Below are 26,758 nucleotides of genomic sequence, written 5' to 3'. Positions count from 1 at the left end.
GAGTCGCAATGGCGCAGAGGCTGACGGAGAATGGGGACGCTGGGTGGAATGCTCGTGAAATGGAAGAAGTCGCAAGGGATATAGAGTTTTCTGTTGATAAAATAATCTGTTTTTTTCCGTATATACTGTTCGGAAGGTTTGATTCCTCCTTTCATGGTTGCTTATGTACCGTTTTGTTCGATTTGTTTTTTGTTTACTCGTTTTTTCCTTTGCAGACGTAACATTCGGTGAGCAGGAACAAGCCTTGCCGCTTCTTGTCCCTGACAAGCCATTGAGAAGCTTTGTTCCTTCCGGGGAAGCTTCCATCGTCCATACGGCGCTGGGGATTCTTGGCGGTGATATGGAAAAATTGGGGCACCGCAAGCCGGAAGCGGTGGCGGCTGTTCAGGATGCAGGTTTTTTTGTGGGTACTCTGGGCAGGTCGGATGAGGTCGATGCTTTCATGAAGCGGTACGGCTGGGATGATTCCCGGTTGAAGGGGCAATGGGAGGCCTTCGAGATCAGGGTGATCCAAGCGGATAAGGCGCCTGTGCTGGCAGTGATCGGCAGCGATGCTCGGGGAACGGCGTACGGTGTGCTGGAATTGTCGCGGCTGATGGGAGTTTCTCCATGGGAATGGTGGGCGGACGTAGCACCGCGCCCGATCGTGCGATTCGATTTGCCTGCCGGTTTTTCGATGTTCAGAAAACCTTCGGTTGCGTATCGAGGCATTTTCCTGAATGATGAAGACTGGGGGCTTCAGCCATGGAGCAGTTCCACATTCGAACCGGCGGCGCGTGGAGTGATCGGTCCGAAAACGTACGGCAGGATTTTCGAGCTTCTGCTCCGTTTGCGCGCCAATACCGTTTGGCCCGCGATGCATGAGACGACCGTGCCGTTCTACTGCGTGCCGGGCAATAAGGAAATGGCGGATAAATACGGTATCGTCGTCGGTACGTCCCATTGCGAACCACTGATGCGCAATAACGCAGGGGAATGGAAGAGGGCCAACTTCGGAGCATTCAATTACTTCACCAATAAGGACAATATTCTTTCCTACTGGGCGGAACGCCTGCAAGCCGTCGGGAAGTCGGAGAATTTCTATACGATCGGCATGCGCGGGGTTCACGATGGTCCCATGCTCGGCGTCAAGGGTACGGCTCAATACAAAGACGCTCTCAACGAGGTGATCGGGGTGCAGCGTTCTCTTCTGAAACAGTATGTCGATCAGGATATGTCCAAGGTGCCGCAGGCCTTTGTTCCCTATAAGGAGGTGTTGAATGTGTACAATGCCGGGCTCGCAGTGCCGGAAGATGTGACGCTCGTCTGGTGCGATGACAATCACGGGTATATTACGCGCCTTTCCAATGCAGAGGAAAGAAAACGCAGCGGTGGAGCCGGGCTTTATTATCATCTTTCCTATTGGGGAAGCCCTCATGATTACCTCTGGCTTGCCACGACTCAGCCCGGACTGGTGTACAACCAGTTGAGGCAGGCATGGGATTACGGTTCTCGCAGGTTGTGGATTTTCAATGTCGGCGATATCAAGCCGGCCGAGTATCTGATGGAGCTGGGGCTTGATATGGCGTGGGATATTGATTCAGTGACCCCGGAGACGATTGCCGGGCATGCGGAACGGTATTGGGCTCGAGAGCTGGGGCAGGATTGCGCCCAACCCGTCGCCGCCGCCATGAAGGAGTACTATCGACTGTCCGGCATCCGGCGGCCCGAATTCATGGGATGGAGCCGCGTTGAAGAGCAGAGCAGGATGGGCGGTACCGAATTCGCCTCGAACCATTTCGGCGATCAGGTGCAGGCGCGGCTGGATGAATGGCAGGATTTGGCCGGTCAGGTGCGTGAGATCGAACAGCGCATTCCGGCCGATAGGAAGGATGCTTTCTTTCAGCTCGTGAAGTATCCCGTGCTGGCGAGCGATGCGATGAACCGGAAGTTTCTCTATGCCCGGAAGGCACATGACTGCGCCGGATTAAATCTTCCCGCTGCCGACGAATATGCCCGGTTGAGCCGTCAGGCACTGGAAGACATCCGCAGCCTGACGCGTACTTACAATGAGGAGATATCCGGCGGGAAATGGAATCGTATGATGGATATGGCTCCGCGAAAGCTACCCGTGTTCGCTCAGCCTCAGCTTCCTGCTCCCGTATCGGTTTCTTCTCGTGCGCAGGGTGCTATTGTCTTGCTGGATGGGTATGAGAAGCCGCTGAAAGCCTCGGTGCCTCACACAGTCGATCTTGTGCAGTCAATCAAAAACGAAGCCGTTATGTCCCTGTATGCGGGAACGGGTGAATCTCCTTCATGGAGTGTGGCGCGGAAGCCGGACTGGCTCGCGGTTCGGGAAATGCCCTTGCCGATCATGAGCGGAAAGAGGCTCGTGTTGGAAGCGGACTGGGGAAAAGTACAGTCCGATACCGAGGGCGTTGCCATGCTGCAAATCGGAGATGCCACGTATGAAGTTGCCGTTTCGGCCAAACGGGCGGGAGAGCGGCCTCATGTCGAAGCCGGCGGGGTGGTTGCCTGGAATGCTTGCGAATACGAGTCCGGTGCATCGCGTTCCGTGGTGCCGGTGCCTCTTTTGGGTCATAGCATGAATGCCGTGATGATGTATGGAGAAGAACCCGGAGAAGCCGTCTACCGCTTCACTACAACGAGCAGCGGAGACGCCGTGCTGCGCCTCTTCGCCTTGCCGACCCATCCTTTGAACGGAGGCGATCTCCGATATCGGGTGTTTGTGGATGGCCGGGAAGTTGCAACGGTCGATATCAAAACGTCATTCCATTCGGAAGAATGGGAAAGGAATGTTCTGAGGCAGCAAAGCGTCAGGGCCATTCCCATTGTCATTGATAGGCCCGGTGACCATACGGTGAGCGTGAAGGCTCTGGATATGGGGATTGTGCTGGATCAGCTCATGCTGGACTTTCAACCGGACAGGCCGTTCTATCATGTGCCTGTTCCGGCCAGTCGGAAATGATGTGCCGTTCCGGCTTTTCGGGCCATGCTTTCCAATACATTTTTCCGGCCTAGATGATAGCGTTAATTCTTGACAAAATCGGTGATAGAGGCCATAGAAGATAGTCCGACGCCGCAAGATCACCGATGAAAATTACCGCCGTTCCAGTTCTGTCTTTTTTAGCCTTCGGCCTCGTTTCCTGTTCGCAGAACCGGATGCCGTATCTTGGAGGCGAGGAGCCGATTGCATTCAAGTCTCCCGAAGAGATTCTGAATATGGGGTTTTGGGACAACGATCCGTCGCTGAAGGGGCCTCTTCGGATCGTGATCGATTTGTCTCACCAGAAGGTTATTTATTACAAGGGCAACGTCGAGATCGGCCTTTCTCCGACCTCGACAGGGATGGAGGGGCACAGGACGCCTCGGGGGAATTTCAGTATCGCCCGCAAGGATGCCACGCACCGTTCCGGCTCCTACGGAGAATTGATCGATAAGGAGGGAAATGTGGTGGACCCGGCTTTCGAGATGGGGTCGAAGCCGATTCCCGCCGGTCTTCGCTACCGCGGTGCGCCGATGTTTTGGGGGATGCATATTTACAAGGGCATCTGGATGCACGAGGGTGAAGTGACAGGGTATCCGGTCAGCCACGGTTGTATTCGGCTGCCTTCGAAGATGGCCAAAATTTTCTTCGAGCATACGCCTGTCGGCACTCCTGTGACGATTCGTTGACGATTCGGAAAACGGGGCCGGAAGGGTTTCCTTATACGCTTGGCCTGCGGTATGGTTTTTTTGTGCCCGTTCGGCGTTTTGAGGGCCGATATGGCTTGACAAAACATGGTTCAGGCTTCATAAACCGCGGTGACACTTTTCGTACCCCGAAATTCCATGAATATGTTGCGTCTCGTTGCTGCCGGACTGGCTTTGTCGTCTCTGGTTTCGTGTTCCGATCTTTTGAATCCGAAGCCTCCCGTGGCGGCTTCCTATCTGTACGGCGACGATCCGGTGACATTCAAGTCACCGGAGGAAAGATTGCTGCAGGGCCACTGGGATAATGATCCGTCGTTGACCGGGCCTCTGCATATCGTGATCGATTTGAAGCAGCAGAAGATGATTTATTACAAGGGCGGGGTGGAAATCGGCCTTGCACCCATTTCGACGGGCAAGGAAGGCCACGGTACGCCGCGGGGCAATTTCAAGATTCTCGCCAAGGATGCCAAGAAGCGTTCCAATTCCTATGGGGAACTGGTGGATAGTGCCGGCAATGTGGTCGATCCCGATTTCGTGATGGGGTCAAGGCCCATTCCCGCGGGGCTGAAGTACCGCGGTGCGCCCATGTTCTCCGGTATGCAGATCGTCGGCGGTTTCTGGATGCATGAAGGTGAGGTGACGGGTTATCCTGTGAGTCACGGCTGTATCCGCCTGCCGGAAAAGATGGCCAAGATTTTCTTTGCCAATACGCCCATCGGTACGCCGGTGACGATTCGGTAAGGATGGCAGGTTTTCGTTCTGTACGTAGAAAGGCGGGCTGCTGCCCGCCTTTTCTGTGTGAGGTTATCGGGGTAGGCTGCCAGCGTTGAGCCGGCAGCTTTTCCGTTTATTCTTCGTCCTTTTTCTTTTTCGGTGTGCGCCATTTGGGCGTTTCTGTGTTGGCGTCTCCCGTGCCGGCCGTTTTTTTGCGCGGTTTTGGCGTTTTTGCAGCAGGTTTGGCGTTGTCGTCGGAGAAGCTGATGAGGTCGCTGCCGTCCGCCTTGTTGGCCGTGGCATTTTTGCCGTCTGAAAGATCGCCCCGGAGGATGGCTTCGGCGATGGGGTCTTCAAGCAGGCGTTCGATGGCGCGGCGCATGGGGCGGGCTCCGTACTGGGAGTCGTAGCCTTTGTCCACGAGCATGGAGACGACATCCGGCGAGAGGGTGAGGTGGATGTTTTTCTGCGCGAGGCGGTCGATGAGCTTGTTGGCTTCGAGGACGACGATGCGTTCGAGGTCTTTGCGTTCCAGCATGCGGAAGACGATGAGTTCGTCGAACCGGTTGATGAATTCCGGGCGGAATTGTTTGCGGGCCGCTTCCGTGATGCGTTCCTTCATCGTTTCGAAGTCGGCTTCGTCGTTGGAGATGGCTCCAAAGCCGAGGGCGTTCTGCCGTTTGGCCTGCGAGGCACCGACGTTCGAGGTGAGGATGATGATGGTGTTGCGGAAGTTGATTTTGCGGCCCAGCGAGTCGGTGACGACACCTTCTTCCAGTATCTGGAGGAGGAGGTTCATGACGTCCGGATGGGCTTTTTCCACTTCGTCGAAGAGGATGACGGCGTAGGGGCGGCGGCGCACCTGTTCGGTGAGCTGGCCCCCGTCTTCATGGCCGACGTAGCCGGGAGGCGAACCGATGAGGCGGGAGGTGGAATGTTTTTCCATGTATTCGCTCATGTCCACCTGAATGAGGGCGTCCGCCGTGCCGAACATGATTTCCGCAAGGTTGCGGGCGAGGTAGGTTTTGCCGACGCCGGTGGGGCCCATGAAGAGGAAGGAGCCGATGGGGCGGCGGGGGTCCTTGATGTCCGCGCGGCTGCGGCGCAGGGCGCGGGAGATGGCCGAGACGGCTTCGTTTTGCCCGATGACTTTGCTTTTCAGCTCGTCTTCCATGCGAAGGAGTTTTTCGGTTTCCTTTTCTTCCATGCGGGCGAGCGGGATGCCCGTCCATTTGGAGAGGACGACCATGATGTCTTCTTCGTCTACCTGGAGGTAGTTGGTTTCCATTTCGTCTTTCCAGACGCGGATGGTGTCTTCGAGGGAGGCTCGGAGGGCGTGTTCTTCATCGCGCAGGCGTGCGGCTTCCTCGAAGTCCTGCGTTTCGATGGCATGGTATTTGGCTTCGATGATTTTGGCCTGTTCCTGCTCGATGGTTTTGATTTTTTCCGGACGGGTCATGCGGGCGACGCGTTTGCGGGAGCCTGCTTCGTCGAGGATGTCGATGGCTTTGTCCGGCAGGAAGCGGCCTGTGAGGTAACGCTGCGAGAGTTTGGCGGCGGCTTCGATGGCCTTCGGTGTGTAATGCACCTTGTGATGGTCTTCGTATTTCGGCGCGATGCCGCGGAGGATGAGAATGGTGTCGTCCACGGAGGGTTCGCCGACCTGTACCTGCTGGAAGCGGCGTTCGAAGGCGGCATCCTTTTCGATGTATTTGCGGTATTCGTTCAGGGTGGTGGCTCCGATGGCCTGCAGTTCGCCTCGCGAGAGGGCTGGCTTGATGATGTTGGAGGCGTCCATGGTGCCTTCGGCGGAGCCTGCTCCGACGAGGGTGTGCATTTCGTCGATGAAGAGGATGATGTTTTTTTCCTTGCGGATTTCATCCATGACGGCCTTGATGCGTTCTTCGAACTGGCCGCGGTATTTGGTGCCGGCGACCATGAGGGCGAGGTCGAGGGAGATGAGTTTTTTGTCGCGGAGGAATTCTGGCACATCGCCGGAGACGATGAGCTGGGCGAGGCCTTCGACGATGGCGGTTTTGCCGACGCCCGCCTCGCCGAGAAGGACGGGGTTGTTTTTCGTGCGGCGGCAGATGATCTGGATGACGCGTTCGATTTCTCCCGTGCGGCCGATGACGGGGTCGAGCTCACCTTTGCGGGCGCGCTCGGTGAGGTCGCGGCCGAAGGCGTTCAGTGCGGGGGTGCGGGAGCGTTCTCCGCTTTGCCGTTCGTTGTCGGAGCGGCGCAGGAAGGTGGGCTCTTCTTCCTCTTCTTCCTCGTCGTCGCGGGAGTTTTTGAGGTCGCTGTCGTCATCGTCGATGCTGGCGGTGAAGCGCGGGTTGATTTCGTGGAGGACTCCCTGCCGGATTTGTTCGTAGGTGAGGCCTGCCTCGGCGAGGACGTGCCATGCAAGCCCTTCGCCGTCGCGGATGATGGCGAGGAGGATGTGCTCGGTGCCGATGTAGGAGTGGTTCATGTTCTGGGCTTCCTTGCCTGCCATGGAGAGGATTTTCTTGACCCGCGGCGTGTAGGGCAGGTTGCCTTCGGTGTTGCTGTTGGTACCCGGGACGAGGTTTTTCTCGATGCGGGTGCGAAGGTCGGCGATGTTGACATCCGCCGCTTCCAGTACGCTGATGGCGACGCCCTGTTCAAGCTGGAGCAGGCCGAGAAGGATGTGTTCGGCTCCGATGTAGTTGTGGCGGAATCTGTCCGCTTCGCGCCGTGCGAGGGCAAGTACCTGTTGTGCTCTTGGTGTGAAGGGGTTCATGTGGAAATGGTGGTTAATCGTTTGTCGGGGCTGCATCCGGCTCCTTGGCTCCGTAGGGGAGAGCCGGGCAGAGGTTTTTGTGGATGTAGAAGGCCCGCAGGGTTTGCTGGTCGCTTTCCTCGGCCCTGTCGCCGAAGGTTTCGATCATGGCTTTTTTGAGGTGTGCGGGGAGGATGTGCAGGGCGATGGAGGAGAGCTGTTCCCGTGCTTCGGCCCGCTGGGGGGCGGGCGCCCAGTTGACCAGCCCGAGGGCGGCTCCGAGCCGGACGTACGAGAGGTGTTCCGCCGCTTCCCGGCAGCTGAGGCTGCAGGCGAAGTGCAGGGTGCCGACGGAGCGGCCGACGCGGTCGATTACATCCGTGAAGTTGCGTTGCAGCAGTTTGAGGCGGATCTGCCGTTCGCGCTCGGCGATGCTGTTGACGATGGCCGCCATTTGTGTGACGATTTCTTCTTCGGATTGTCCGAGCGTGCTTTTGTTCGAGATTTGGTAGACGTTGCCGAAGGCTTCGGGGCCGTCGCCGTAGAGGCTGCGGATGGTGATGTTGAGTTTTTCCGCGGCGTTCATGAGCTGCGGCGCCAGATTGGCCATGGAGATGCCGGGCAGGTGAAGTGCGACGGTGATGCGGAGGCCTGTGCCCAGATTGCTCGGGCAGGAGGTGAGGTGGCCGAGCTGGGCGTCGTAGGCGTATTGCAGGCGGTTTTCGATCCATGTGTCCAGCCTGTCCATTTCGGCCCAGAGCGCGGGGATGTCGCATCCGGATTGGTAGAGGCGCAGTCGGAGGTGGTCTTCTTCGTTGATGAGGATGTCGAGCGATTGGTTGCGCGAGACGGCTACGGCGCACCCTGCATCCCTGGCGGCCAGTTCGGTGGAGAGGAGCTGGCGTTCGAGCAGAAGGTGCCGCTCTTGCAGGGGGAGATCGGAGATTTCGCTGTAGAAGCCGTTTTTCAGCTCAGGCAGTTCCTGCAGGACGGGCAGGACGCGGTTCAGTACGGCCTGCCTGTGCTCGGGCAGAGACCAGCCGGGGAAGGGCAGGTCGGGCAGGTTGCGCGCGAGGCTGATGCGCGTGTACAGGGCGATGTCGTCCCCGTCGCCGAGGCTGGTGAGCCAGGGCGCAGGATGGTTCAGAAGCGTCGAGAGACGCATGGGGAAGGATGCCGATGCTCTCATGAATGTTCTTTCAGTTGGTCGCGCAGTTTCGCCGCCAGTTCATAGTCTTCATGCGCCACGGCCTGCTTGAGCTGCTGCTCGAGCTGCTGGCGGTTCTGGCGCACTTCGGCCTGTTTGCTGGATTGTTCCGGTTCCTTGCCGGCGTGTTCCTTGCCCGTCTGGCACTGTTCCAGCGAGGGGAAGACTTCTTCCGCAAAGATGGAGTAGCAGTGGGGGCAGCCGAGACGGCCTGTGTTCCGGAAGTCCTCGATGCGGAAGGAGCACGCCGGGCAGACGCTGATCATGTTGTCCATTTTGTCGGACGACGGTACGGACTGCGGCCGGGGTTGTGAGATGGAGTTGACGATTTCTTCCATCTTCTCCTTCATCATGGAGGGGAAGAATTGTTCGGCGAAGGAAAGGGACTGTGGATCGAACAGCCCTTTAGCCCGCGCGCACTTCTCGCATAGCGAGAGGTCGGTGACTTGACCGTTGATGATTTGTGTGAGGAACATGGTCGCATTGGCCCCACAGATTTGGCACTTTTTCACGCTGCCAGTATACTACGGCAAGGCCGATTCATCTATCTGGAGTCGTGTCATTGAGTGTCATCCTGACAAGCAAACCTCTCCCGGAAACCTCTTTTTCCGGGAAACGGTGCGGTTCGTTCGCTGTATGGCAAAAGCCCTCCGGAAGACGGTTTCCGGAGGACTTGCCTTCAGGGAGGGGCAGCCTGCCGGAGCGGGTCAGGGCTTGGTTCCTGCCGGCAGGTTGTCTGTTGCGGTTTTGAACGGCCACGGTGCGGGAGCGTAATCGATGAGGCCGTTCTCCAGTTCTTTGGGATAGGGCAGGACTCCCATGTATTGCAGGATGTCATGGCTGCGTTGTTTGGAAAGGCCTGTTTCGTCGCAGAGTTGGTTCAGGCCGGTGATCCTTTGAAGATAAGCGGGATGGGCTCTATGTTCGTGGAGCAGGCAGTCGCGGTATTTTTCCCATAACTGCTGTATGGCAGCATGCTTTTCTTTCGTGACTGCCGCCCAGATTCCGCCATGGAGATAAAAAGAGAAATATCTCTGGAGTCTGGTACTCTCGTACAGCGCATTCAGCCCGATGGAGTTTTTCCAGGCCATGTTGTCTTGGTCGATGGCCTTTTGAGTATCGGGATTGTTCAGGAATTTGTCTAATGGTTCATTTTCAGAGAAAGGCAAGTAAGGATAAGGGGTGTTTTCGGTAGAATCGTCATATTGAGCTTTCACGGCGCTGGCAAAGCGCAATCGTTCCAGTATGCGGACGGCCTTGAAGAGGTTTTTGTCTCCTTGCTCGCTGATGCTTTTTGGGCGGCGGTCGAGGTAATCTGTTCCGTCTCCATTCCATGGATAGAGGATAGCGGCGTCTTCGGCTTCCCGAAAGGCGAGCCATGCCTGCTGCGTTGCCTTCATGCTCTGCAGTTTTGCCACGACGGCTTCGGCGGGTTTGGTGCCCATGCCAGGTTCCTCTTTGACAATCAAAAGGGAAGGATTGGATGGCGGTTGAAAGTTGAGAATAGGATCATAGGCGGCGGCCATAATGCCGTTTACATGATCGTAGAGGGCTTGGGCTGCCTTTTCGTAGGCGGCTGCATCGCCTTTTTTGAGGGCGGTTTCGACGTCCTGTTCGAGCTGTTTGGCAGTCTTTTTGGCTGCGGTTGCAGCAAGCGCGGCCTGTTGTACCGGATGAGGCGCGGAATAGGCTGTCACAGGCAGGGCGAGCAGAAGTGGAATAAGGTAGGTGGGTTTCATTTATTTGTTTTGTTATTAGGGTTTTATGTTGTGTATGGAAAGCGTGGATTTCTTGTATTTCAGTATATACTTCATGTTTGGGAGCGTCAATGGCTAAGGAAAAAAACGGATGCATTTTGAGGTGTTTTTCTTTTTCTCTTGACGCTTGGCTGATGTCTGTGGTAGGGAATCAAGTATGAAACTGCGTTCTCTCTTCGCCGTTGCCGCACTGGCTTTGCTGGTGCAGGTCAGTATGGTTGCCGCTGCTCCTGTCGTTCGGGAAAATGGTGCGTTTTCCTGTACGTTTTACAATGATGGAGAGACGGAGTCATGGACGGGAACACCGGGAAATGTGGACTGGAGCGATGCGCAGATTGCCAGTGTGATGCGTGCGATGGATACGATTGCGGGGCTTTTTTCCAACGAAGCCAGCCGCAAGGTGAATGTGTCATTCGTCTATGTCAACCAGACTATCGGTACGGCTGCTTCCGCCGTGCCGCTCATGAGTACGGAGAGTTCTCCGCCCTACGCACCGAAAACGAAGACAGTTTGGACGGCCGACGATCTCGGTGGCCGCGGGGTAGCCTCCGGCAGTGCGGCATCCGTCAATAATCTTGAGGATGTCTGGAAGTATGGGCATTATCTGCCTTCGGATTATGCGGATGTAGTGGTGACGATCAGCTCGGCACTGCATTTGAATAATTCATTGTATTACGGTGCGAGTGCTTCGGGAATTCAAGGCTTCCAGTTTGATATGGAGACGGTTATTTTGCATGAAATGGCGCATCCCCTAGGGTTTTATGCACCGGGCAGGAGCGACAGCAAGACGGCTCTGGAGGTGCTGACGAGTGTGAAATCGTATGCAGGAAGCATTGATCCCAAGTTTTTCGACGGGACGACGACTGTAGCCTATTTGCAGAAGCATGGGATGGGGATTCTGGATTATCCGTATGCAGCCTACGAGACGAATGATATGGCTTCTCTGGGGGTTGAGATGTCCAAGGACGGTTCCCATATTTCCAAATGGGTGGGGTATAAGGATATTTTGATGGGAGATATGGCTTTGAGCGGTGTTGTTCGCAGGAATTATTCCGATCTGGAGCTGGCGATGTTCAAAGATATGGGCTGGTCGCTGGCGAATGATCCGTTTGTTGCCGTTCCCGAACCGTCGTCGGTCATTCTGAGCCTTTTCGGCCTGTCCGGTCTGTTGCTGAGGCGCCGCCGGACGGCGTGAATATGCCGGGTGGATGTTTTGCCGTCTCAGCGGGTTTCCGTGCGCGGTTCGCCGGGAAGGGGATTTCCTTCTGCATCGAAGTATTCGCTTCGGATGCGGCGGTTTCTGCGGTCGTAGGTGTGTCGTGCGGAGGCGTAGCCCGTCGAGCGGTCGATGACCGGGCGTCCTTCCGCATCGAAGTAGGAGACCCCGGTGCAATTGCTCCGGGTATCGTAGGTTTGACGTGCGGTTGTCCATCCCGACTGGTCGGGATCCGGGGTGCCGGATGTATCCTTTTTCGTGATGGATGTGCGATTGCCGAGACGGTCGTATGTGTATTCAAGGATGGCGGCAGGAAGAGGTCGCGCGTAATATTGGCGAATGGCAGCATGCTCTGCATAGTATTGGTATCCTGTACTTTCTGGTGGAGCCGGATTGTCCTGTTCATCGACGTTCGTTATTCTCACGACGCGGCCATTGTCATCGTAGGCGAGTATGGCCGATGAACCGATGCGTTTTTCTTCCGGATCGATACCGTACTTCTGGATGATGTTGCCGGATGAATCGTAACGGGTGATTGTGGCATGAGCCCCGTTGCGGTGGGCTGCAGGAGAGGCATCTGGATTCCATTGCGATTCGCGGATGCAGTGTCCGGCTTCATCGTATTCATAACGGGTCGTGATGCCGGGTGTTTCTGTTCCGTTGCGGACCTTCAAGCCCGTGAGGGTCGTTTTTCTGCCGTTGTTGTCATAGGTGCATGTTTCTCCGGTTGCATCGGCTCGTTCGATCGGGCTGCCGGTGGAATCGATGAACCGGCGAGAGGTTCTTTTGCCGTGTTCATCATAGGTTTCCACCCATGAAGCGGCTCCATAAAACCATGTGCTGGGGCGGCCCAGTTCGTCTTCAAAGGTGGTGGTGATGGTGCGCGAGCGGTCGTCGTAGGCGTGTTTGGTGCGCGTGTACTGGTGCGGTTCTGCATGAATCGGGCGACCTTCCGCATCGAGCAGGAGTGTTTCGATGAGGCGGCCCTGCGTATCGTAGGTGTGGCGAAAGGTTGCATACCGGAGTCCCTGGGTGCCTGTGGTGAGGTTGTACGGTTTGCCGTCCGGGCCGATGGAGGTTTGGCTGGCGAGCCTGTTTTGTGCGTCGTAGGTGAAGTCGAAACGACCGCAAAGGATGGGCAGGTCGTCAGGCTTATACCATTGTGCGTGTTCGTCGAGGTATTCGGCGCGTATCAGATTGCCACGAGCGTCGTAATGGAAGCGGAGGATGGCAAACGGCACGTTGTCGTAGTGGCATGGATTGCCGACATCGTCGATGAAGCATATTTCCTTGAGTCGTCCCTGTTCGTCGGTGATGATGCGTTTGGGCTGTTTCGAGTTCGTGACCCATGGGTCCGCGGTCTGGCTGCTGTATTTCCGCGGCCACCATGGTTCTTGACGGGAGGTAGATGCTCCGTCAGGCTGTCCGGTGCCGTTCGGCATGGAGATGTTCGTGGCGCAGATGTTGGCCGGTTTCGGTTGTTCGGAAGAGAGTATTTGCGGCAACGGTGTTCCGAGGCTCAGTATCAGGAGGGTGGTTTCGATCATTGGTGTTGCGGGATTTGGGGGTATAAAATGTTCCGATTTCGATCGGAATGTATGTTGTTATACTATTGATGCGCGGGTTGCGCGTCAAGCCATTTCATGAAACAGGACAAGGAAGATGTTATGCCCAAAGCGGAGACCGGGATACGAAAAAGCGCCGCAGGGAGTTCCTGCGGCGCTGTTGTTCAAGCTCGGATGAGCCGAAGGTTTACTTGTTTTCGGAGGGGCTCCATTCTTCGGACTGAAGAGCGGCAAGGTTGAAGGCCTGTTCGAGGCCAACCATGTCGCCGGCGCGAAGCGTTTCGAAGGAAGCGGTTTCGCGGCGAAGCTGTTCCGGATCGTAGCTGACGGCCTTGATGGAGAGGCCGATGCGGCGTTCGATCTTGTCGACCTTGATGACGCGGGCCTGGATGCTGTCGCCCACCTTGATGACGTCCTTGACGCGTTCCACATGGTCTTCGCGGAGCTGGGAGATGTGGATGAGGCCGTCGATGTCGCCGTCGAGGTTGACGAAGGCACCGAAGGATGCGATCTTGGCCACTTGGCCGGAGACGAGGTCGCCGACCTTGAAGCGTTCGTCGATGGATTCCCACGGGTCGTTTTCAAGCTGCTTGATGCCGAGGGAGACGCGCTGGTTTTCCTTGTCGATGTTGAGGACGCGGGCTTCGACGACGTCGCCCTTCTTGAGGACTTCGGAGGGGTGGTTGATCTTGCGTGTCCAGCTCATGTCGGAGACGTGGATCATGCCGTCGATTCCTTCTTCGAGGGCAACGAAGGCACCATAAGGCGTCAGGTTGCGCACGGCGCCGGTGATGACGGTGCCGACCGGGAAGCGGGCTTCGATGGCTTCCCACGGGTTGGAGTCGAGCTGACGGACGCCGAGGGAGATCTTCTGTTCTTCAACGGAGATGTTGAGGACAACGGCTTCGATTTCCTGATCGAGGGTGAGTACGTCGCTCGGGCGCGTGATGCGCTTGACCCAGGAGAGTTCGGAAACGTGGACGAGGCCTTCGACTCCGCGTTCGATTTCGACGAATGCGCCGTAAGCGAGGAGCTTGGTCACGCGGCCCTTGACATGCATGCCGATCGGGTACTTGCGTTCGATGTCCGCCCAGGGGTTGTCGCTCATCTGCTTGAGGCCGAGGGAGACGCGTTCCTTGTCGCGATCCACTTCGAGGATGAGGACTTCGAGGTTTTGGCCGATGTGGAGAACTTCGGAGGGGTGGTTTACGCGGCCCCAGCTCATGTCGGTGATGTGGAGCAGGCCGTCCATGCCGTTGAGGTCCACGAATGCGCCGAAGTCGGTGATGTTCTTGACGAGGCCTTCGACCTTGTCGCCGATCTTGACGGTTTCAAGGAAGCGCTGGCGCTGTTCGGAGCGTTCGGCTTCGATGACTTCGCGGCGGGAGAGGACGATGTTCTTGCGTTCGTCGTTGACTTTGACGATCTTGAATTCGTAAACTTTGCCGAGGTATTCGTTGAGGTCTTTCGGCGGAATGATGTCCACCTGAGAGCCGGGAAGGAAGGCTTCGACGCCTACGTTCACCATCAGGCCGCCCTTGACGACGCTCTTGACTTTGCCCTTGACGAGGCCGCCATCGCGATAGACGCCGACGATCTTGTCCCAGTTTTGCTTGTGGGCGGCTTTTTCCTTGGAAAGGACGACGAGGCCTTCGTCGTTTTCGAGGCTTTCGAGAAGAACTTCGATCTGGTCGCCCACTTCGATTTCTTCGTCTTCGAATTCCGAGATCGGAATGACGCCTTCGGATTTGTAGCCAATGTCCACGAGGACGACTTGCGGACGGATTTCAAGGATGGTGCCGTTGACGATGTCGCCCTTGTGATAGGTCGGAAGCTTGCTTTCGATCAAAGCTTCCAATTCGGATTTGCTCATTTAATATGAATGTTGAGTTAATATTGCCGATGTTTCTCGCGGCCTCTTCTGCAGCGGGTGAATGAGGCGCCTGCGCCCGCTGAGCGAAAAATCGGTCGCGCATTTTAGTATGCACGAGGGATTTTGCAAGCTTTTTTCCGTGCATGGACGGCGTTTTTTCAAGCCTTGATTTCCAGTTGTTGCCGTTCCGGAACGGAGGTCGGCGGCGGCGCTGCGTTTTGTGATGCAAAACGCCCGGAAATCAATGTTCCCGGGCGTGTGGATGGTTGAATGTGAAGCTGAGGGTTATTGGGCACCGTATGCCTGGTCGCGGTATTTTTTGGCTTCGTTGATGTACGACTGGATGTCGCCGCCGCGGTATCCGGATTGCCCGAGCTTTTTGCCGGATGCATCCGTGTAGATGATGGTGGGCGTTCCGCCGACGCTGTATTTGCCGAGTAGCGTGGCGCCTTCACCGCTGATGGGGAAGGCGTATTTGACGGGTACTGCCAGTTCCTGAAGGCCTTTGGCAAATTCGGCCTTGCTCAGGATTTGCGCTTCGAGCATTTTGCAGGGCTGGCAGGTGCGTTCGTTCGTGAAGAGGAGGAAGACGATTTTTTTGCCGGCTTTGGCTTTGGCCTGCGCCTTTTTGGCGGAGGTTTCGTATTGGAGCTTCTGGGTGTCTGCCGTTTGCGCTGCGGGGGCTTTGGCGGCCCGGGGTGCGATTTTGCGGTTCGCGGCGGAGGCGGGGATGGCTGCGAGGCAGAGGAGGCCGAGAGCGGCGCTCCATGACGGAATGATTGTCGTGATGTTCATGTTGATGAAAGAGAAGATGTTGTTTGCGTGTTGCCAAGGTGCGGCCAAGTGCCGCCGTCCGGGGGCTTCCGGAAGAGTAGAGGTTGCCTGGGCAAGGTGGGCGGGAAGTTATTCGGCGGGTGCGTCGGAGGAAGGTTCCGTTTCCGGCTGGGCTTCCTTCCGGAGTTTATCGTAGCAGAGCTGGATGCGCTCGGTGTATTCCTTGGGTTTCTTTTCAGCGCGGTAGCCGCAGGGTTCCATGCGTTCGCCGTTCGGAGCCACGATGGCGAGGCCGGGAGTGGTTCGCATGATGAGCCATTGCTGGCAGTCGGCGGCATCGCCCGTCCACGGGGTGCGGAGCGATTTTTTCTTGAACATGAGGCCGACGGCCTTGCCTTTGATTTCTTTTTTGAAGGTGGAGGATGCCAGGATTTCCTTTTCGAGTTTTTTGCAGTAGGAGCAGTCGTCCGCCGTGAAGACGACGAATACGGGGACGTTGTATTTCTGTGCGGCGGCGAGGGCTTCCGCTTTGGTGGTGTACCATTTGAAAGCGGAGAGTTTGGGGGCTTTGGCGGAGGCTGCCTGTTTGGCAGGAGGCGTCTGTGCGGCTTCCGCCGCCGTGATCGAAAGGCCGAATGCGCATACGCAGGCCAGGGCGAGAAATGGTTTCAGATTCATATTGTGTGAATTGATTAACGGATATTTTACATGTTCGTTCCGATAATGGAAGCCAATTTTTCAATGCGTTTCCGTTTTGCGGAACGGATTGGCGGTATTCTCCGAATGCACTGGCATTCAAGGCTGCTCTTTTTTATGCGATTCTGCGTTCCGGAGTTCGTGTTTTTGCTTTTGTTCGATTCCGAAGTATGATATTCTCCGTGCCCGTTATGACCGATTCCGAGGAGATTGCGATCAGTATGGATTTTGGCGGTACTTCCGTCAAGTTCGCCATTATTCAGGGTACCGAGATGCTGGATCGCGCTCCAGCATTGCAAACTCAGGAGTTTGCAACGCCGGAACTGCTGATTGAAGCCATGGTGGAGACGCTGAAGGATCTGGTGAAGAAGTGGCCTGCGGCACGTGCGGTCGGCATGGGGATTCCCTGTGTGGTGGATTATGCCCGAGGCGTGGTGGGAGATTTGACGAATGTGCCGGGGTGGCACGAGGTGCCCATTTGCAGGATCGTGTCGGAAGCGACGGGTCTGCCCGCTTTTGTGGAGAATGATGCCAACTGTATGGCATACGCCGAGTGGAAGCTTGGGGCGGGGGTCGGCTATAAGGATCTTGTGTGCCTGACGATCGGTACGGGGGTGGGTTCCGGTATCGTGCTCAATAATCAGTTTTACCGCGGCCATTTCGGCGGCGCAGGGGAGATGGGGCAGTCCTGTATCGATTACAAGGGGCGCGTCGGCCATTACGGCAATCGCGGTGCGCTGGAAGATTATATCGGCAACCGCGAGATTGCGGCGGATGCCCAGGCAGCCTATGCGGCGGTCGGCATCAGCAAGACGATCGAGGAATGCGGTCCCCGGCCTTTGGAGGATGCCGCCCGCGCGGGAGATCCGGTGGCCCAGCAGCTGTGGCGCGAGATTGCCCGCAAGCTGGCCAGTGCGCTGATCAATTGCTGTTATATCATCAATCCCCATGCGTTCGTGATCGGCGGCGGGGTGGCGGGTGCGAGGGAGCTGCTGTTCGATCCGTTGCGCGAGTATATGAAGGCGCAGCTTCTGCCTTCCCATTTCACCCGCATCGAGCTGATTCCTGCGAAGTTCGGCGGCGATGCCGGGTTGATCGGCGCGGCTCGCTATGCGCTGGATTGTCTGGCGAACAAGGGTTGATTTCTCATGCCCGAACCTTCGAAAGCCGAGTTGCGACTGTGCAGCCGCCTGCGGCTGCCGGACGGCGAAGCGCAGGCGTTTTTGCAGGCTCTGCGTGAGGGGAAGTCTTCGCGGCAGGCATTGGTGCTGACGGTTCTGACTCCGCCGGGGTATGTGCCGCCGTTTCCCTGCGAGGATACGGCGTCGTGGGGCTGGTTGCCTCCCCGGGTGATCGTGCCGTCCGATCCCGAGTTGAAGCCGGGGGCTTTCGAGGATTACCGGAAGGGCTTTTACTATCCGCTCGATTTGTCGTCGGCATGGGAGTCTGCGGCGTTGTCCGTGGTGCAGGCTCCGGCGAGCTGCCTTGATCTGTGCGCGGCACCGGGCGGGAAGTCGATGCTGATGCTGGCGCGGTTCCCGGAGGCGGAGCATGTGGCGAACGAGGTACACCCTGCGCGGCGCGGTATTTTGCGGGATAATCTGAAGCAGTGCGGAGCCGTGCGTTCGGAGGTGGCGGGGCTGCGGCCCGACCAGTGGGCGCGAGAGGAGGGAAGATCGTTCGATCTGATTCTGGCGGATGCGCCGTGCAGCGGGCAGTCGTTGCTGGCAAAGGGGATGAAGAATCCCGGCTGCCTGAATGCCCCGATGGTGAACGGCAACGCGAAGCGGCAGAAGGGGATTCTGCTGTCTGTGCTGCCCCGGCTGACTCCGGGCGGCCATGTGCTGTATTCGACCTGTACGTACGATCCCGAGGAGAATGAGAAGGTGATGGGCTATCTGTTGAAGCGTTATCCCGATCTTTCGGCGGTCGAGGTGCCTTGCCTGGCTGCGTTCCGTTCTTCGCTGTGCGGGTTTCCGGCTTACCGCCTGTTGCCGCGCGACGGTTTCGGGGCAGGGGGCTTTTGCTGCCTGCTGCATCGTTCTTCTTCCTCCGCATCATGAAAGTTGCCCTGATTTCCGATATTCACGACCGTACGAACAATCTGCTGGCTGCGCTGTGCATGGCGAAGCGGGAGCGGTGCGAGCATCTGCTGTGCATGGGGGATTTCGTGTCGCTGGAGACGTTCCGCCTGCTGATTGCGGAGTGGGATGGTCCGATCGACGCTGTGTTCGGCAATAACGAGTACGACAGGAAATCTTTTCTGATGATGGCGCAGCGTGCGCCGAAAGTGGAGCTGCATGGCGATGTGGGCAGTGTCGATCTGGATGGAAAGCGCATCGCGATGACCCATTTTCCTACCCAGGCGATGAAGCTGGCGGAGTCCGGCAAGTACGACGCGGTTTTTTTCGGGCATACGCACGAGGCTGAATCGTTCCGGCTCGGTGCGTGCCTGATGGTGAATCCCGGCGAGTTGCAGGGGCGGCGCAGGGCCGGGTTCGCCGTGTACGATACGGATGACGATTCGGTTCGGTTCCGGTTTTTGTAACCGTTCCGGAAAGGCTGTTTCGGGGTGCGCCGGGCGGATGTCCGGGACAAAAAATCGGGAAAAAAAGAGGGGCTAGGAGTTGCGGTCATGGGTGCGCCAAACCCGATGCTGCCGTAACGCGCATACAAGATGTAGTGTGTGTGAATAAGTGAGTATTCTAGCCGTGGGTATTTTCTTTTTGACATGCCGGAAAATCCTAGTACTATTCTTCTCACCTTGCCCTTGAGTCCCGATGCCCTCCGCACCGGATGCTTCGGAGCCGGAAGGATAATTTTCAAAGTTACAACAATGAGCAAAAAAATCGATACCCAGACGACCAAGGTGGCCGAGCCGGAACAGACCGTGCTGCCGCTGCGCGATGGCCATTCCCTGATTCTGCCGCCGCGCAAGAGCCTGATCGGCGGTTTGCGCTTTACGCGCTGTTTCTCCTCGCCGACGGCCCATCCCTACGATCAGGTTAACTGGGGCCGCCGCGATATCCGTATCATGGACTGGAAGAGCGGCAAGACGATTTACGAGCGCCTCGGTGTGGAAGCTCCCGCCCACTGGGATGAGAATGCCGTCCGCATCACGGCGGACAAGTACCTTTTCGGCAGCGAACCCGGTACGCCGGAGTATGAAGACAGTTTCCGCCAGATTTTCGACCGTATCGCCAATACGTATACGGTCTGGGGTTGGGAGGAAGGCTATATCGAGAGCCTGACGGATGCCGAGGTGTTCAACGAAGAAATCAAGGCGATGCTGGTGAGGCAGATATGGGCCCCGAATTCCCCGGTCTGGTTCAATATCGGCCACTGGGATCAATGGCGCTGGGGGCGTCCGGATCTTCGCGATATTTTCATCGGCAACGGCAACAAGGCTTACCACACGAAGGGCGCGCTGGGCAATCTGAAGACGCATACGGTGGCTTCTACCTACGAATACCCGCAGTGTTCCGCCTGTTTCCTGACGGAAGTGAAGGACGAGATGGAAGCCATTCTCGCCCACCTGATGACGGAAGGCCGCGTGTTCGCCTCCGGTTCCGGTATCGGCATCAATATTTCGACGCTGCGTTCCTCCAAGGAACCGATTCGCGGCAAGGGCAAGTCGTCCGGCCCGATTTCGTTCGACCGGGGCTGGGACCGCATGGCCGGTTCGATCCGTTCGGGCGGCAAGACGCGCCGTGCGGCGCGCATGGTGCTGATGTTCAGCGATCACCCGGATATTTTCACGTTCATCGAGACGAAGAACCGGCAGGAAGATGTGGCGAAGGTGATTCTCCGCGAGCACAATGTGCATTTGGAGCTGAAGCAGCTGGCCGAGACGAAGCTCGTCGCCGGGACGCCCGCCGAGAAGACGGCCGCCCGCGTGATCCTGTCCCTGCCGCTTGCGACGGACGTGAATTTCGATCCGCACATGGATGCTCTGCTGTACGGCGAGACGCTTTCCCACCAGAATGCGAACCATTCCGTTTCCCTGAAGGGCGATTTCTGGCAGGCTCTGGCCAATAACGGGAATACCTATACCCGCTGGGTGACGAATCCTTCGCATATCGACCGTACGTTCCGTGCCGCCGAATTGCTGGAGAAGATGGCTAATTCCATCTGGGAAAACGGCGAACCCGGCGTGCACAACAACGACGTGATCAATTTGTGGAACCCCGTGAAATCCCTCGGTTCCATCACGACGTCGAATCCCTGTTCCGAGTATGTGTTCCTGAACAATACGAGCTGCAATCTTTCCTCGTTCAATGCCTACCGTTTCCTGAAGAAGGATGAGGACGGCAAGGCGACGTTCGATGCCGACGCCCTCCAGCACGCCGCCCGCCTCGCGATGGTGTGCGCCGACCTGAATATCGAGCGCGGCGGTTTCCCGATTCCCGAGATCGCCGAAGGCACCTACCGTTTCCGTACGACGGGCATCGGCTACGCCAACGTAGGCGGAGCTCTGATGGCTCTCGGCGTGCCCTACGATTCCGACGAAGGCCGCTGGATTGCCGCGCAGCTCTGCTCGATGCTGACGGCTGCCTGCTGGAAGGCTTCCGCCGAGATGGGCCGCGAGCTGGGTTCCTATATCGAATATCCGAATTCCAAGAAGGATCTGCAAGCCGTGCTGCGCCTGCACCTTGCTTCCCAGAAGCTGAGTTCCCAGATGGGGGACGGCAAGCTGGCCGCAGGTGAGGTGGACAAGGTGATCGACGGTATTCTGTCGCAGGCCGCCGGATCGCTGCCCGAGGCTCAGGGACTTGATGCCCGCTTTGCCCTGCAGGCTTTTGCCAAGAGCTTCGTCGATCCGACGACGCTGAATTCCTCCCGCATTTCCCCTGCACTTAATCTGGCGAAGCGCGCCCTTGATCTGTGGTCGGATGTGGCTTCCGCCGATGTGTACCGCAATTCGTTCGTTTCCGTGATGGCTCCGACGGGTACGATTTCCGCTCCCCTCGGCTGCTACGACGAAGGTACGACTTCCATCGAGCCGGATTATACGCTTGTGAAGTGGAAGCAGCTTGCTGGCGGCGGTTCGATGAAGATGTTCAACCGCCTTGCGCTCGAAGCTCTGCGTACGCTTGGATATTCCGAAGCGCACGTTCGCGAAGCCGCGTTCGAAGTGGCGGGCCTCGACGGCCTGATTACTTCGTGCAACGGTCTTGTGGAAGATGTGGTGACGCACCTGATGGGCGATCCCTGCGCCGGAGAAGCCGGCCCCGTGCGCCACGCATGGAGGCGCATCGCCCTGAATACGGACGGCCGCCCCGAAGTGCAGGAGAAGATTACCTATCTCGTGAATGCGGCGAATACGCCCGCTTTCTCGGCGGATCAACTCGCGGTGGTGAACGGTATGTCGCACATCGAGAGCATTCCGTGGCTTCGCAAGGCGGATCTCGCCGTGTTCGACTGCGCCGCGACGAACGGCAACGGAGTGCGCGCCATTGCTCCTTCCGGCCACCTTCGCATGCTCGGCGCGTTGCAGCCGTTCATTTCCGGAGCCTGCTCCAAGACGGTGAATATGCCCGTGAGCGCGACTCGGCAGGAGATTTTCGATTCCCTCGTGATGTCGCACGAGCTGGGCGTGAAGTGCATTGCCCTGTTCCGCGCCGGATCGAAGGCGAATGCCGTGTACGTCGTCGATACGCCGGAGACGCGCCAGTTCAAGGCGAACCATATCTGGGAGCAGCTCGTCGCCAGCGGTGAAGAAGCGATCCGCGAGATCGTCGCCGAGGCTTCCAAGCCGCACCAGCGCAAGCTTCCCGGCCGCCGCCTCGGCCAGACGGTGAAGTTCTCCGTGGGCGGGCAGTTGACGGGTTACCTGACGGTGGGCGTGTATACGGACGGTACCTGCGGCGAAGTGTTCGGCCGCCTCGGGCAGGTCGGTTCGTTCGCTTCCGGCATGTTCGAAGCCTACTGCAAGCTTCTCTCGACGGCTCTTCAATTCGGCGTGCCGCTCAAGGAAGTGGTGAAGGGTTTCCGCAACTATTCGTTCGAACCCTCCGGCTTCTGCCGCGTGGGCGACGATTCGGAAGGCGATACCTGCACGGAAATCCGCTCCTGCGCCTCCGTGGTGGATCTCATCGCCAAGATTCTGGCATGGCTGTTCCCCGAGGGCAACGATTACCGCCTGCGCGATGTGTTCGAAGTATCGACGCGCGATATGCTGGCCGGTAAGGAGACGGCCAAGATCAGCATCATGCCTCCCCGCATGATCAGCACTCCGCTGGATCAGTCCCGCCCCGAACCGGCAGCTCCTGCCTCCCCCGGCAAGAATCCGCCGACGGAAGCCGGCCTGAACGGTGCGGCCATTTGCCCGCAATGCCATTCCCTCGCCTATGTGCAGGACGGCAAGTGCAAGTCTTGCCGCAGCTGCGGCTATAAGGATGGCGGTTGCGGCGAATAAGGTTTTCTTGGAACGAGGACTCTCTCCGAGTTAAGCAAAGGAACCCTCTGTGCCAGTTGCGGCGCAGAGGGTTTTGCTTGCCGGGAGACGGCAGGAGAAAGGGGGTGGCGGCAGCTGTGGATTCAGCCGCGTTTCTTTTGGTAGCGGACGATGAGGACGCGGGCATCCGTTTCGATTTTACCCAGTTCGTCTTCGATGAGTCGGTACGACCAGTCGGCGGAGCGGTTGCCCGATCCGGCTCCGATGAGGGGGAAGGCGACGGAGCGGTATCCTTCGCGGCGGACGATTTCCATGGCGGAGCGTACCGATTGCCGCACGGAGTATTCGGTGGCGAACCAGCAGAGGTTGATGCCTGCGACGTGGATGATGCCTTTGAAGGGGAGGCGTCCGGGGGAAGTGAGGACGGCATGGCCGAGCGGGATGATGCCCGCTTTGCCGATTTCCCGGAACGGTTTGTAACCGCCGCATTTTTTGATGGCTCCCGAGACGCCTTGCGGCAGGAGGAGCCACCAGGGGATCAGGTTGCGGTTCCAGGGGTTGACGATGGCATCGACTTGTTGTTCGAGAAGGTCGCCGTAGATGGTTTCGGGTGTCATGGGATGGGGCTAACTTGTTTCAGATATAAATGCGAGGGACGCGGGCGCTGATGCTGGTGAGGATGTTGCTGGGGATGGTTTTGGCCCGTTCGGTGAGTTCTGCCCAGCTGACGTGCGGCCCCATGATTTCGACGATGTCGCCGGAGGCGAGGCCCTGCATGTGAGTGACGTCTACCATGATCTGGTCCATGGTGATGCGGCCGAGGACGGGGCAGTATTCCCCGTTGATGTAGACGCGTGCGCCCTGGCTGGAGAGGTATTGCAGGTAGCCGTCCGCATAGCCGATGCCGATGGTTGCCACACGGGTGGGGACGGTGGTGATGTAGCAGTGGTTATACGAGACTCCGTGGTTTTTGGGCAGGGTGCGGAGGAGGGTGATGCGGCTGTACAGGGTGAGGGTGGTGCGGAGTTCGTGGTTGTACGGCGAGGGCATGGGCGAGTAGCCGTAGAGGAGGCGGCCGAGGCGTACCATGTTGGCCGAGGGCACTTTGTAGTTGAAGACGGCGGCGCTGCTGCAGAGGTGGATGTAGGGGAATTTTCGGTTGGCTGCGAGTTCGCGGACGGAGTCTTCGAAGGAGCGGATTTGCTGGTGGGTGAAGGAGATGTCTTCGGAGGCGGCGGAGAGGTGGGAGAAGATGCCTTCGAGCTGAAGGTGTTCCATGCGGGAGAGTTTGTCGGTGAGGCCACCGAGTTCCGTGGGAAGGAAGCCGCTGCGGCCCATGCCGGTGTCCACGCAGATGTGGGTGTAGACTTTTTTGCCGTAGAGGCGGCCGATGGAGTCGAAGTGTTCCGCTTCTTCGATGCTGGAGATGGCGGTGCGCCAGCCGTGCTGGACGATGATTTCGCGTTCCGCCGGGAAGCAGGGGCCGAGGATGAAGATGGGGGTGGAGCATCCCGCCTTTTGGACACGAAGGGCTTCGGCGACGGTGGCGACGCCGAAGAAGGCGAGGTTTTCATGGTCGAGTGCGGTGGCGACTCCTTCGAGGCCGTGTCCGTAGGCCTCCGCTTTGATGATGGCCATCATGTGGTGTTCGGGCATGACCCGGCGAACCACGTTCAGGTTGTGGCGGATAGCTCCCGTATCGATCTGGGCCCAGGCGCGGAGGTTGTCAGTGACGGACATGTACGAATGCTACACGCGCGGTGCGGGAATGCAAGACGAAATTCCGTTCTGAGGCCGGGGAGGAGGAAAAGGGGTAGTGGAGTAGGCAAGACGGCCGGGGTTGCCCCCGGCCGTGTGGATCATGAATAGATGGCGGTATGGTTTTCGCCGTTATTTGGGAGAGACGGCTGCGGCCGTTTCGTTGATGATGGCATTGGCCCGCTTGACGTCGGCTGCGTGTTCGTTGCCTCGGCTGCGCTGGATGGTGAAGATGCCTTTGAGTTCGCTGTTCATTTTGTCTACAGCGGCTTTGGCGGCGGGGGATTTGTCCGCCTGTTCGCGCAGGATGCGGATTTTCTCGAAGTTTTCGAGGCCGTCGCGGAGTTTTTCAAAGCGCATGGAGGTGAGGTTGCCCGGATAGACGAGGTAGCAGTCGCCGGATTTCCAGTTGCCGAAGTCGGTCGTTTCGAACGGGTTTCTGCCCCATGAGTTGTAGGCCCAGCGGAGGAATCCGTCGAGGTCGTTGGCGGCGGCGAAGAGGCCGAGCCATTCCGATTCTGGGAGGGGCGAGGTGGTGAAGGTGTTCGGCTTGTCGGGTCCGCAACATACGTAGAAGGTTGTTTTGAGTCCGTTGGCCTTGCGTTCCTTCAGGATATCGCCCATGACGGTTTGGGAGTGCTGGATTCCAGGGGAAAGGTCGTAAACGAGACGTGTTGTTGCCGAAGGAGAATTGACGGCAGAGGCAATTTTCATGCCGGGGGCATGCTTGTCGATCACGTCTTTGGCGGCGCGGACGAATTTGTCCGGGCGTTCGTCGATGCCGATGCAGGCTTTGTCGAACCAGCCTTTCTTTTTCAGGTGGGTCTGGAAGTCGGCAAGGAAGGGGCCCCAAATGTTTTCAAAGGATGCATCGCCGGGCTTAAGGTCGATGTATTTGTAGTCTCCGGTGGCTTCGTCCATGTAGCGAACTTTCATCGACCACGGAAGCATGGTGTAGCAGATGATCTGGTCTTTGATGCCGACCTCGTTGAGCATGAAGGCGACCCATTTGTCGAAGTTGGCATAGTCGTAGTGCATTTTGCCGTCCTTGCCCTTGGTCCATTCGATCATGGCAGGCCACCAGTCGTAGGTCTGGCCGTTCCATGCTTCGTCTATGAGGGAGCAGGTGATGGTTTTCTGGCCTGCATCGGCAAGTCGCTTCATGAGGGGCTTCATGATGGCGAAGTGTTCCGGCGACCAGGCTTCGACGCCGTGGTAGCGTGCGACGGCTTCGGGATGCTGCCAGAGGTCGAGATGGACTTTCCATTTGTCGGGCGAGGGCAGGGTGTAGGGCAGGACGTCGATGCTGACGGGTACGCTGACGGCGGGGACGCCTTCGGCCTCAACGACGATGTTGCCTTTGTAGGTGCCGGGTTTCGCCTGTTGGGGTACGTCGATGCCGACCCAGATGGGGCGGATGGTGCCGCCGGCCAGTTCACCGCGGGTTTCGGTGCCGATGATGTCGGCGGTCGCCGTTTTCCCGGTGCGGGTGAAGCGGATGAAGGATGCCTGGACGGGGATTTTGTCGCCGGAGGCATTGGCGACGGCGCCTCCCTTGACGCGCAGTTGTTTGAGGTCGCGGGCTGACCAGGCGGCTACCTGTCCGTTGATGCGCTCGCCGCGCCATGCCTTGCCGGATACGCCGTCGAGCCTGCTGCCCGCTGCGGGTGCTCCCGTGCGGGGCATGCGTTCTTCGGCGGGAATGGCGCTGGCATTCAGGCCGCTGGACTGGCCGGGGCCGAAGCCCTGTATTTCGACGATGTGGCCTCCGCTTTTGGCTCCGGTGCTGTTGCCGGTGATGGTGACGCGGACGTAGCGGACGTTTTGCGGAGCGAAGCTGTATTGCGAGCCTTCGGCTGTGCCCGTGATGGAGTTGGCGCTTTGGTCGACGAGTGTTTTCCACGTTTTGCCGTCGTTCGAGCCTTCGATGATGTATTTGTAGATGCGGCCATCCGCCCAGTAGGGCCAGATGTGAATGGAGGAGAGCTGTTTCGGTACGCCCATGTCGATCTGAAGCCAGACGGGGAGGTTTTCACAGCCCCAGTACTGGTTGCCGTTGGCGGAGTTGCCGTCGATGGCGAGTTCGGGCTTGAAGTTTTCAAAGCTGCCTGATGCGGTGGCTTTGGCTCCGGTGAAGAGGTTTTCCGCCGAGGCTTTGCCGCCCTGCGGAACGCCGGGTTCATAGAGTGGATGGCGGTCGGGAGATTGTGCAGATGCTGAGGGCACCGACAGGAGGGAAGCTGTTCCCAACAGGGAACCCAACAGAAGACGTGACATGTGTGTGCGCATAATCAACCAGTATATACGGATGGGAAGAGATCAATATTTCACGTCTTTCGCGCCTGTTTTTCAGAGATGGCGGCTG

The 26,758-nt window shown here is 58.0% G+C and carries 19 protein-coding genes; 8 read left to right on the top strand and 11 right to left on the bottom strand.

Features of this window, described 5'->3' with window-relative positions; all coding sequences use genetic code 11:
• Positions 1–340 precede the first annotated feature (340 nt).
• From AC781_RS06430 to AC781_RS06420, 3 genes are all read left to right on the top strand, one after another.
• Positions 341–2,968 (top strand): glycosyl hydrolase 115 family protein, encoded by a 2,628-nt coding sequence (locus AC781_RS06430; protein ID WP_067775310.1) that lies wholly within the window; start codon positions 341–343, stop codon positions 2,966–2,968.
• Positions 2,969–3,093: 125 nt separating this feature from the next.
• Complete coding sequence (locus tag AC781_RS06425; protein WP_197677900.1) at positions 3,094–3,675, top strand: L,D-transpeptidase family protein; 582 nt, start codon at positions 3,094–3,096, stop codon at positions 3,673–3,675.
• Positions 3,676–3,831: 156 nt separating this feature from the next.
• Positions 3,832–4,434 (top strand): L,D-transpeptidase family protein, encoded by a 603-nt coding sequence (locus AC781_RS06420; protein WP_083076660.1) that lies wholly within the window; start codon positions 3,832–3,834, stop codon positions 4,432–4,434.
• A gap of 106 nt (positions 4,435–4,540) precedes the next feature.
• Here the strand turns inward: AC781_RS06420 and AC781_RS06415 are convergent, their stop codons facing one another.
• The 4 genes from AC781_RS06415 to AC781_RS06400 all read right to left on the bottom strand — a co-directional run bounded on the left by AC781_RS06415 (position 4,541) and on the right by AC781_RS06400 (position 10,096).
• A complete protein-coding gene (locus AC781_RS06415; RefSeq protein WP_083076658.1) occupies positions 4,541–7,171 on the bottom strand; it encodes an ATP-dependent Clp protease ATP-binding subunit in 2,631 nt (876 codons plus the stop codon).
• 13 nt (positions 7,172–7,184) lie between these two features.
• Positions 7,185–8,339 carry a hypothetical protein gene (locus AC781_RS06410; RefSeq protein ID WP_071133456.1) on the bottom strand — a complete coding sequence of 385 codons (1,155 nt, stop codon included), beginning with the start codon at positions 8,337–8,339 and terminating at the stop codon, positions 7,185–7,187.
• The gene (locus tag AC781_RS06405; RefSeq protein WP_071133457.1) at positions 8,336–8,833 is read right to left on the bottom strand and encodes a UvrB/UvrC motif-containing protein; all 498 of its coding nucleotides are present in this window, start codon (positions 8,831–8,833) and stop codon (positions 8,336–8,338) included. Before AC781_RS06405 ends, AC781_RS06410 begins: the two co-directional genes overlap by 4 nt.
• Positions 8,834–9,064: 231 nt before the next feature.
• Positions 9,065–10,096, bottom strand: a complete 1,032-nt coding sequence (locus tag AC781_RS06400; RefSeq protein ID WP_067775288.1) for a hypothetical protein — start codon at positions 10,094–10,096, stop codon at positions 9,065–9,067.
• A gap of 175 nt (positions 10,097–10,271) precedes the next feature.
• Between AC781_RS06400 and AC781_RS06395 the strand changes: the two genes are divergently transcribed.
• A complete protein-coding gene (locus AC781_RS06395) occupies positions 10,272–11,309 on the top strand; it encodes a PEP-CTERM sorting domain-containing protein (RefSeq protein WP_067775282.1) in 1,038 nt (345 codons plus the stop codon).
• A 26-nt stretch (positions 11,310–11,335) separates the two neighbouring features.
• On the opposite strand, the gene AC781_RS06390 is transcribed toward AC781_RS06395, so the two are convergent.
• The 4 genes from AC781_RS06390 to AC781_RS06375 form a co-directional block, all read right to left on the bottom strand.
• Positions 11,336–12,877, bottom strand: a complete 1,542-nt coding sequence (locus AC781_RS06390) for an RHS repeat domain-containing protein (protein WP_067775279.1) — start codon at positions 12,875–12,877, stop codon at positions 11,336–11,338.
• Positions 12,878–13,082: 205 nt separating this feature from the next.
• Positions 13,083–14,768 (bottom strand): 30S ribosomal protein S1, encoded by a 1,686-nt coding sequence (gene rpsA / locus AC781_RS06385; RefSeq protein WP_067775271.1) that lies wholly within the window; start codon positions 14,766–14,768, stop codon positions 13,083–13,085.
• Positions 14,769–15,053: 285 nt separating this feature from the next.
• Positions 15,054–15,563 carry a thioredoxin family protein gene (locus tag AC781_RS06380; protein WP_141675789.1) on the bottom strand — a complete coding sequence of 170 codons (510 nt, stop codon included), beginning with the start codon at positions 15,561–15,563 and terminating at the stop codon, positions 15,054–15,056.
• Between the two features lie 108 nt (positions 15,564–15,671).
• Positions 15,672–16,220 (bottom strand): thioredoxin family protein, encoded by a 549-nt coding sequence (locus tag AC781_RS06375; RefSeq protein WP_067775266.1) that lies wholly within the window; start codon positions 16,218–16,220, stop codon positions 15,672–15,674.
• Between the two features lie 209 nt (positions 16,221–16,429).
• On the opposite strand from AC781_RS06375, the gene AC781_RS06370 reads away from it, so the two are divergent.
• The 4 genes from AC781_RS06370 (at position 16,430) to AC781_RS06355 (ending at position 22,656) form a co-directional block, all read left to right on the top strand.
• The gene (locus AC781_RS06370) at positions 16,430–17,380 is read left to right on the top strand and encodes an ROK family protein (RefSeq protein ID WP_067775405.1); all 951 of its coding nucleotides are present in this window, start codon (positions 16,430–16,432) and stop codon (positions 17,378–17,380) included.
• A gap of 6 nt (positions 17,381–17,386) precedes the next feature.
• Positions 17,387–18,301 carry an RsmB/NOP family class I SAM-dependent RNA methyltransferase gene (locus tag AC781_RS06365; RefSeq protein WP_067775264.1) on the top strand — a complete coding sequence of 305 codons (915 nt, stop codon included), beginning with the start codon at positions 17,387–17,389 and terminating at the stop codon, positions 18,299–18,301.
• Positions 18,298–18,786 carry a YfcE family phosphodiesterase gene (locus AC781_RS06360; RefSeq protein ID WP_067775261.1) on the top strand — a complete coding sequence of 163 codons (489 nt, stop codon included), beginning with the start codon at positions 18,298–18,300 and terminating at the stop codon, positions 18,784–18,786. The genes AC781_RS06365 and AC781_RS06360 overlap by 4 nt, the downstream gene beginning before the upstream one ends.
• A gap of 288 nt (positions 18,787–19,074) precedes the next feature.
• Entirely contained in the window at positions 19,075–22,656 is a 3,582-nt protein-coding gene (locus AC781_RS06355; RefSeq protein WP_067775258.1) for an adenosylcobalamin-dependent ribonucleoside-diphosphate reductase, read from the top strand.
• 122 nt (positions 22,657–22,778) lie between these two features.
• Here AC781_RS06355 and AC781_RS06350 read toward each other — a convergent pair whose 3' ends face one another.
• The 3 genes from AC781_RS06350 to AC781_RS06340 all read right to left on the bottom strand — a co-directional run bounded on the left by AC781_RS06350 (position 22,779) and on the right by AC781_RS06340 (position 26,670).
• On the bottom strand, positions 22,779–23,252 hold the full coding sequence (locus AC781_RS06350; RefSeq protein ID WP_067775254.1) for a macro domain-containing protein: 474 nt from the start codon (positions 23,250–23,252) through the stop codon (positions 22,779–22,781).
• 19 nt (positions 23,253–23,271) lie between these two features.
• A complete protein-coding gene (gene alr / locus AC781_RS06345) occupies positions 23,272–24,375 on the bottom strand; it encodes an alanine racemase (RefSeq protein ID WP_067775251.1) in 1,104 nt (367 codons plus the stop codon).
• A gap of 150 nt (positions 24,376–24,525) precedes the next feature.
• Positions 24,526–26,670 (bottom strand): glycoside hydrolase domain-containing protein, encoded by a 2,145-nt coding sequence (locus AC781_RS06340; protein ID WP_067775248.1) that lies wholly within the window; start codon positions 26,668–26,670, stop codon positions 24,526–24,528.
• Positions 26,671–26,758: the final 88 nt, after the last annotated feature.

Source organism: Neoakkermansia glycaniphila (assembly GCF_001683795.1).
Taxonomy (GTDB): domain Bacteria; phylum Verrucomicrobiota; class Verrucomicrobiia; order Verrucomicrobiales; family Akkermansiaceae; genus Akkermansia; species Akkermansia glycaniphila.
This window is presented reverse-complemented; position numbering and strand designations above follow the sequence as displayed.

Coding starts and splice junctions, on each gene's coding strand:
- AC781_RS06430 (WP_067775310.1), top strand. CDS start 341: ATGGAAAAATTGGGGCACCGCAAGCCGGAAGCGGTGGCGGCTGTTCAG.
- AC781_RS06425 (WP_197677900.1), top strand. CDS start 3,094: ATGAAAATTACCGCCGTTCCAGTTCTGTCTTTTTTAGCCTTCGGCCTC.
- AC781_RS06420 (WP_083076660.1), top strand. CDS start 3,832: ATGAATATGTTGCGTCTCGTTGCTGCCGGACTGGCTTTGTCGTCTCTG.
- AC781_RS06415 (WP_083076658.1), bottom strand. CDS start 7,171: ATGAACCCCTTCACACCAAGAGCACAACAGGTACTTGCCCTCGCACGG.
- AC781_RS06410 (WP_071133456.1), bottom strand. CDS start 8,339: ATGAGAGCATCGGCATCCTTCCCCATGCGTCTCTCGACGCTTCTGAAC.
- AC781_RS06405 (WP_071133457.1), bottom strand. CDS start 8,833: ATGTTCCTCACACAAATCATCAACGGTCAAGTCACCGACCTCTCGCTA.
- AC781_RS06400 (WP_067775288.1), bottom strand. CDS start 10,096: ATGAAACCCACCTACCTTATTCCACTTCTGCTCGCCCTGCCTGTGACA.
- AC781_RS06395 (WP_067775282.1), top strand. CDS start 10,272: ATGAAACTGCGTTCTCTCTTCGCCGTTGCCGCACTGGCTTTGCTGGTG.
- AC781_RS06390 (WP_067775279.1), bottom strand. CDS start 12,877: ATGATCGAAACCACCCTCCTGATACTGAGCCTCGGAACACCGTTGCCG.
- rpsA (WP_067775271.1), bottom strand. CDS start 14,768: ATGAGCAAATCCGAATTGGAAGCTTTGATCGAAAGCAAGCTTCCGACC.
- AC781_RS06380 (WP_141675789.1), bottom strand. CDS start 15,563: ATGAACATCACGACAATCATTCCGTCATGGAGCGCCGCTCTCGGCCTC.
- AC781_RS06375 (WP_067775266.1), bottom strand. CDS start 16,220: ATGAATCTGAAACCATTTCTCGCCCTGGCCTGCGTATGCGCATTCGGC.
- AC781_RS06370 (WP_067775405.1), top strand. CDS start 16,430: ATGACCGATTCCGAGGAGATTGCGATCAGTATGGATTTTGGCGGTACT.
- AC781_RS06365 (WP_067775264.1), top strand. CDS start 17,387: ATGCCCGAACCTTCGAAAGCCGAGTTGCGACTGTGCAGCCGCCTGCGG.
- AC781_RS06360 (WP_067775261.1), top strand. CDS start 18,298: ATGAAAGTTGCCCTGATTTCCGATATTCACGACCGTACGAACAATCTG.
- AC781_RS06355 (WP_067775258.1), top strand. CDS start 19,075: ATGAGCAAAAAAATCGATACCCAGACGACCAAGGTGGCCGAGCCGGAA.
- AC781_RS06350 (WP_067775254.1), bottom strand. CDS start 23,252: ATGACACCCGAAACCATCTACGGCGACCTTCTCGAACAACAAGTCGAT.
- alr (WP_067775251.1), bottom strand. CDS start 24,375: ATGTCCGTCACTGACAACCTCCGCGCCTGGGCCCAGATCGATACGGGA.
- AC781_RS06340 (WP_067775248.1), bottom strand. CDS start 26,670: ATGTCACGTCTTCTGTTGGGTTCCCTGTTGGGAACAGCTTCCCTCCTG.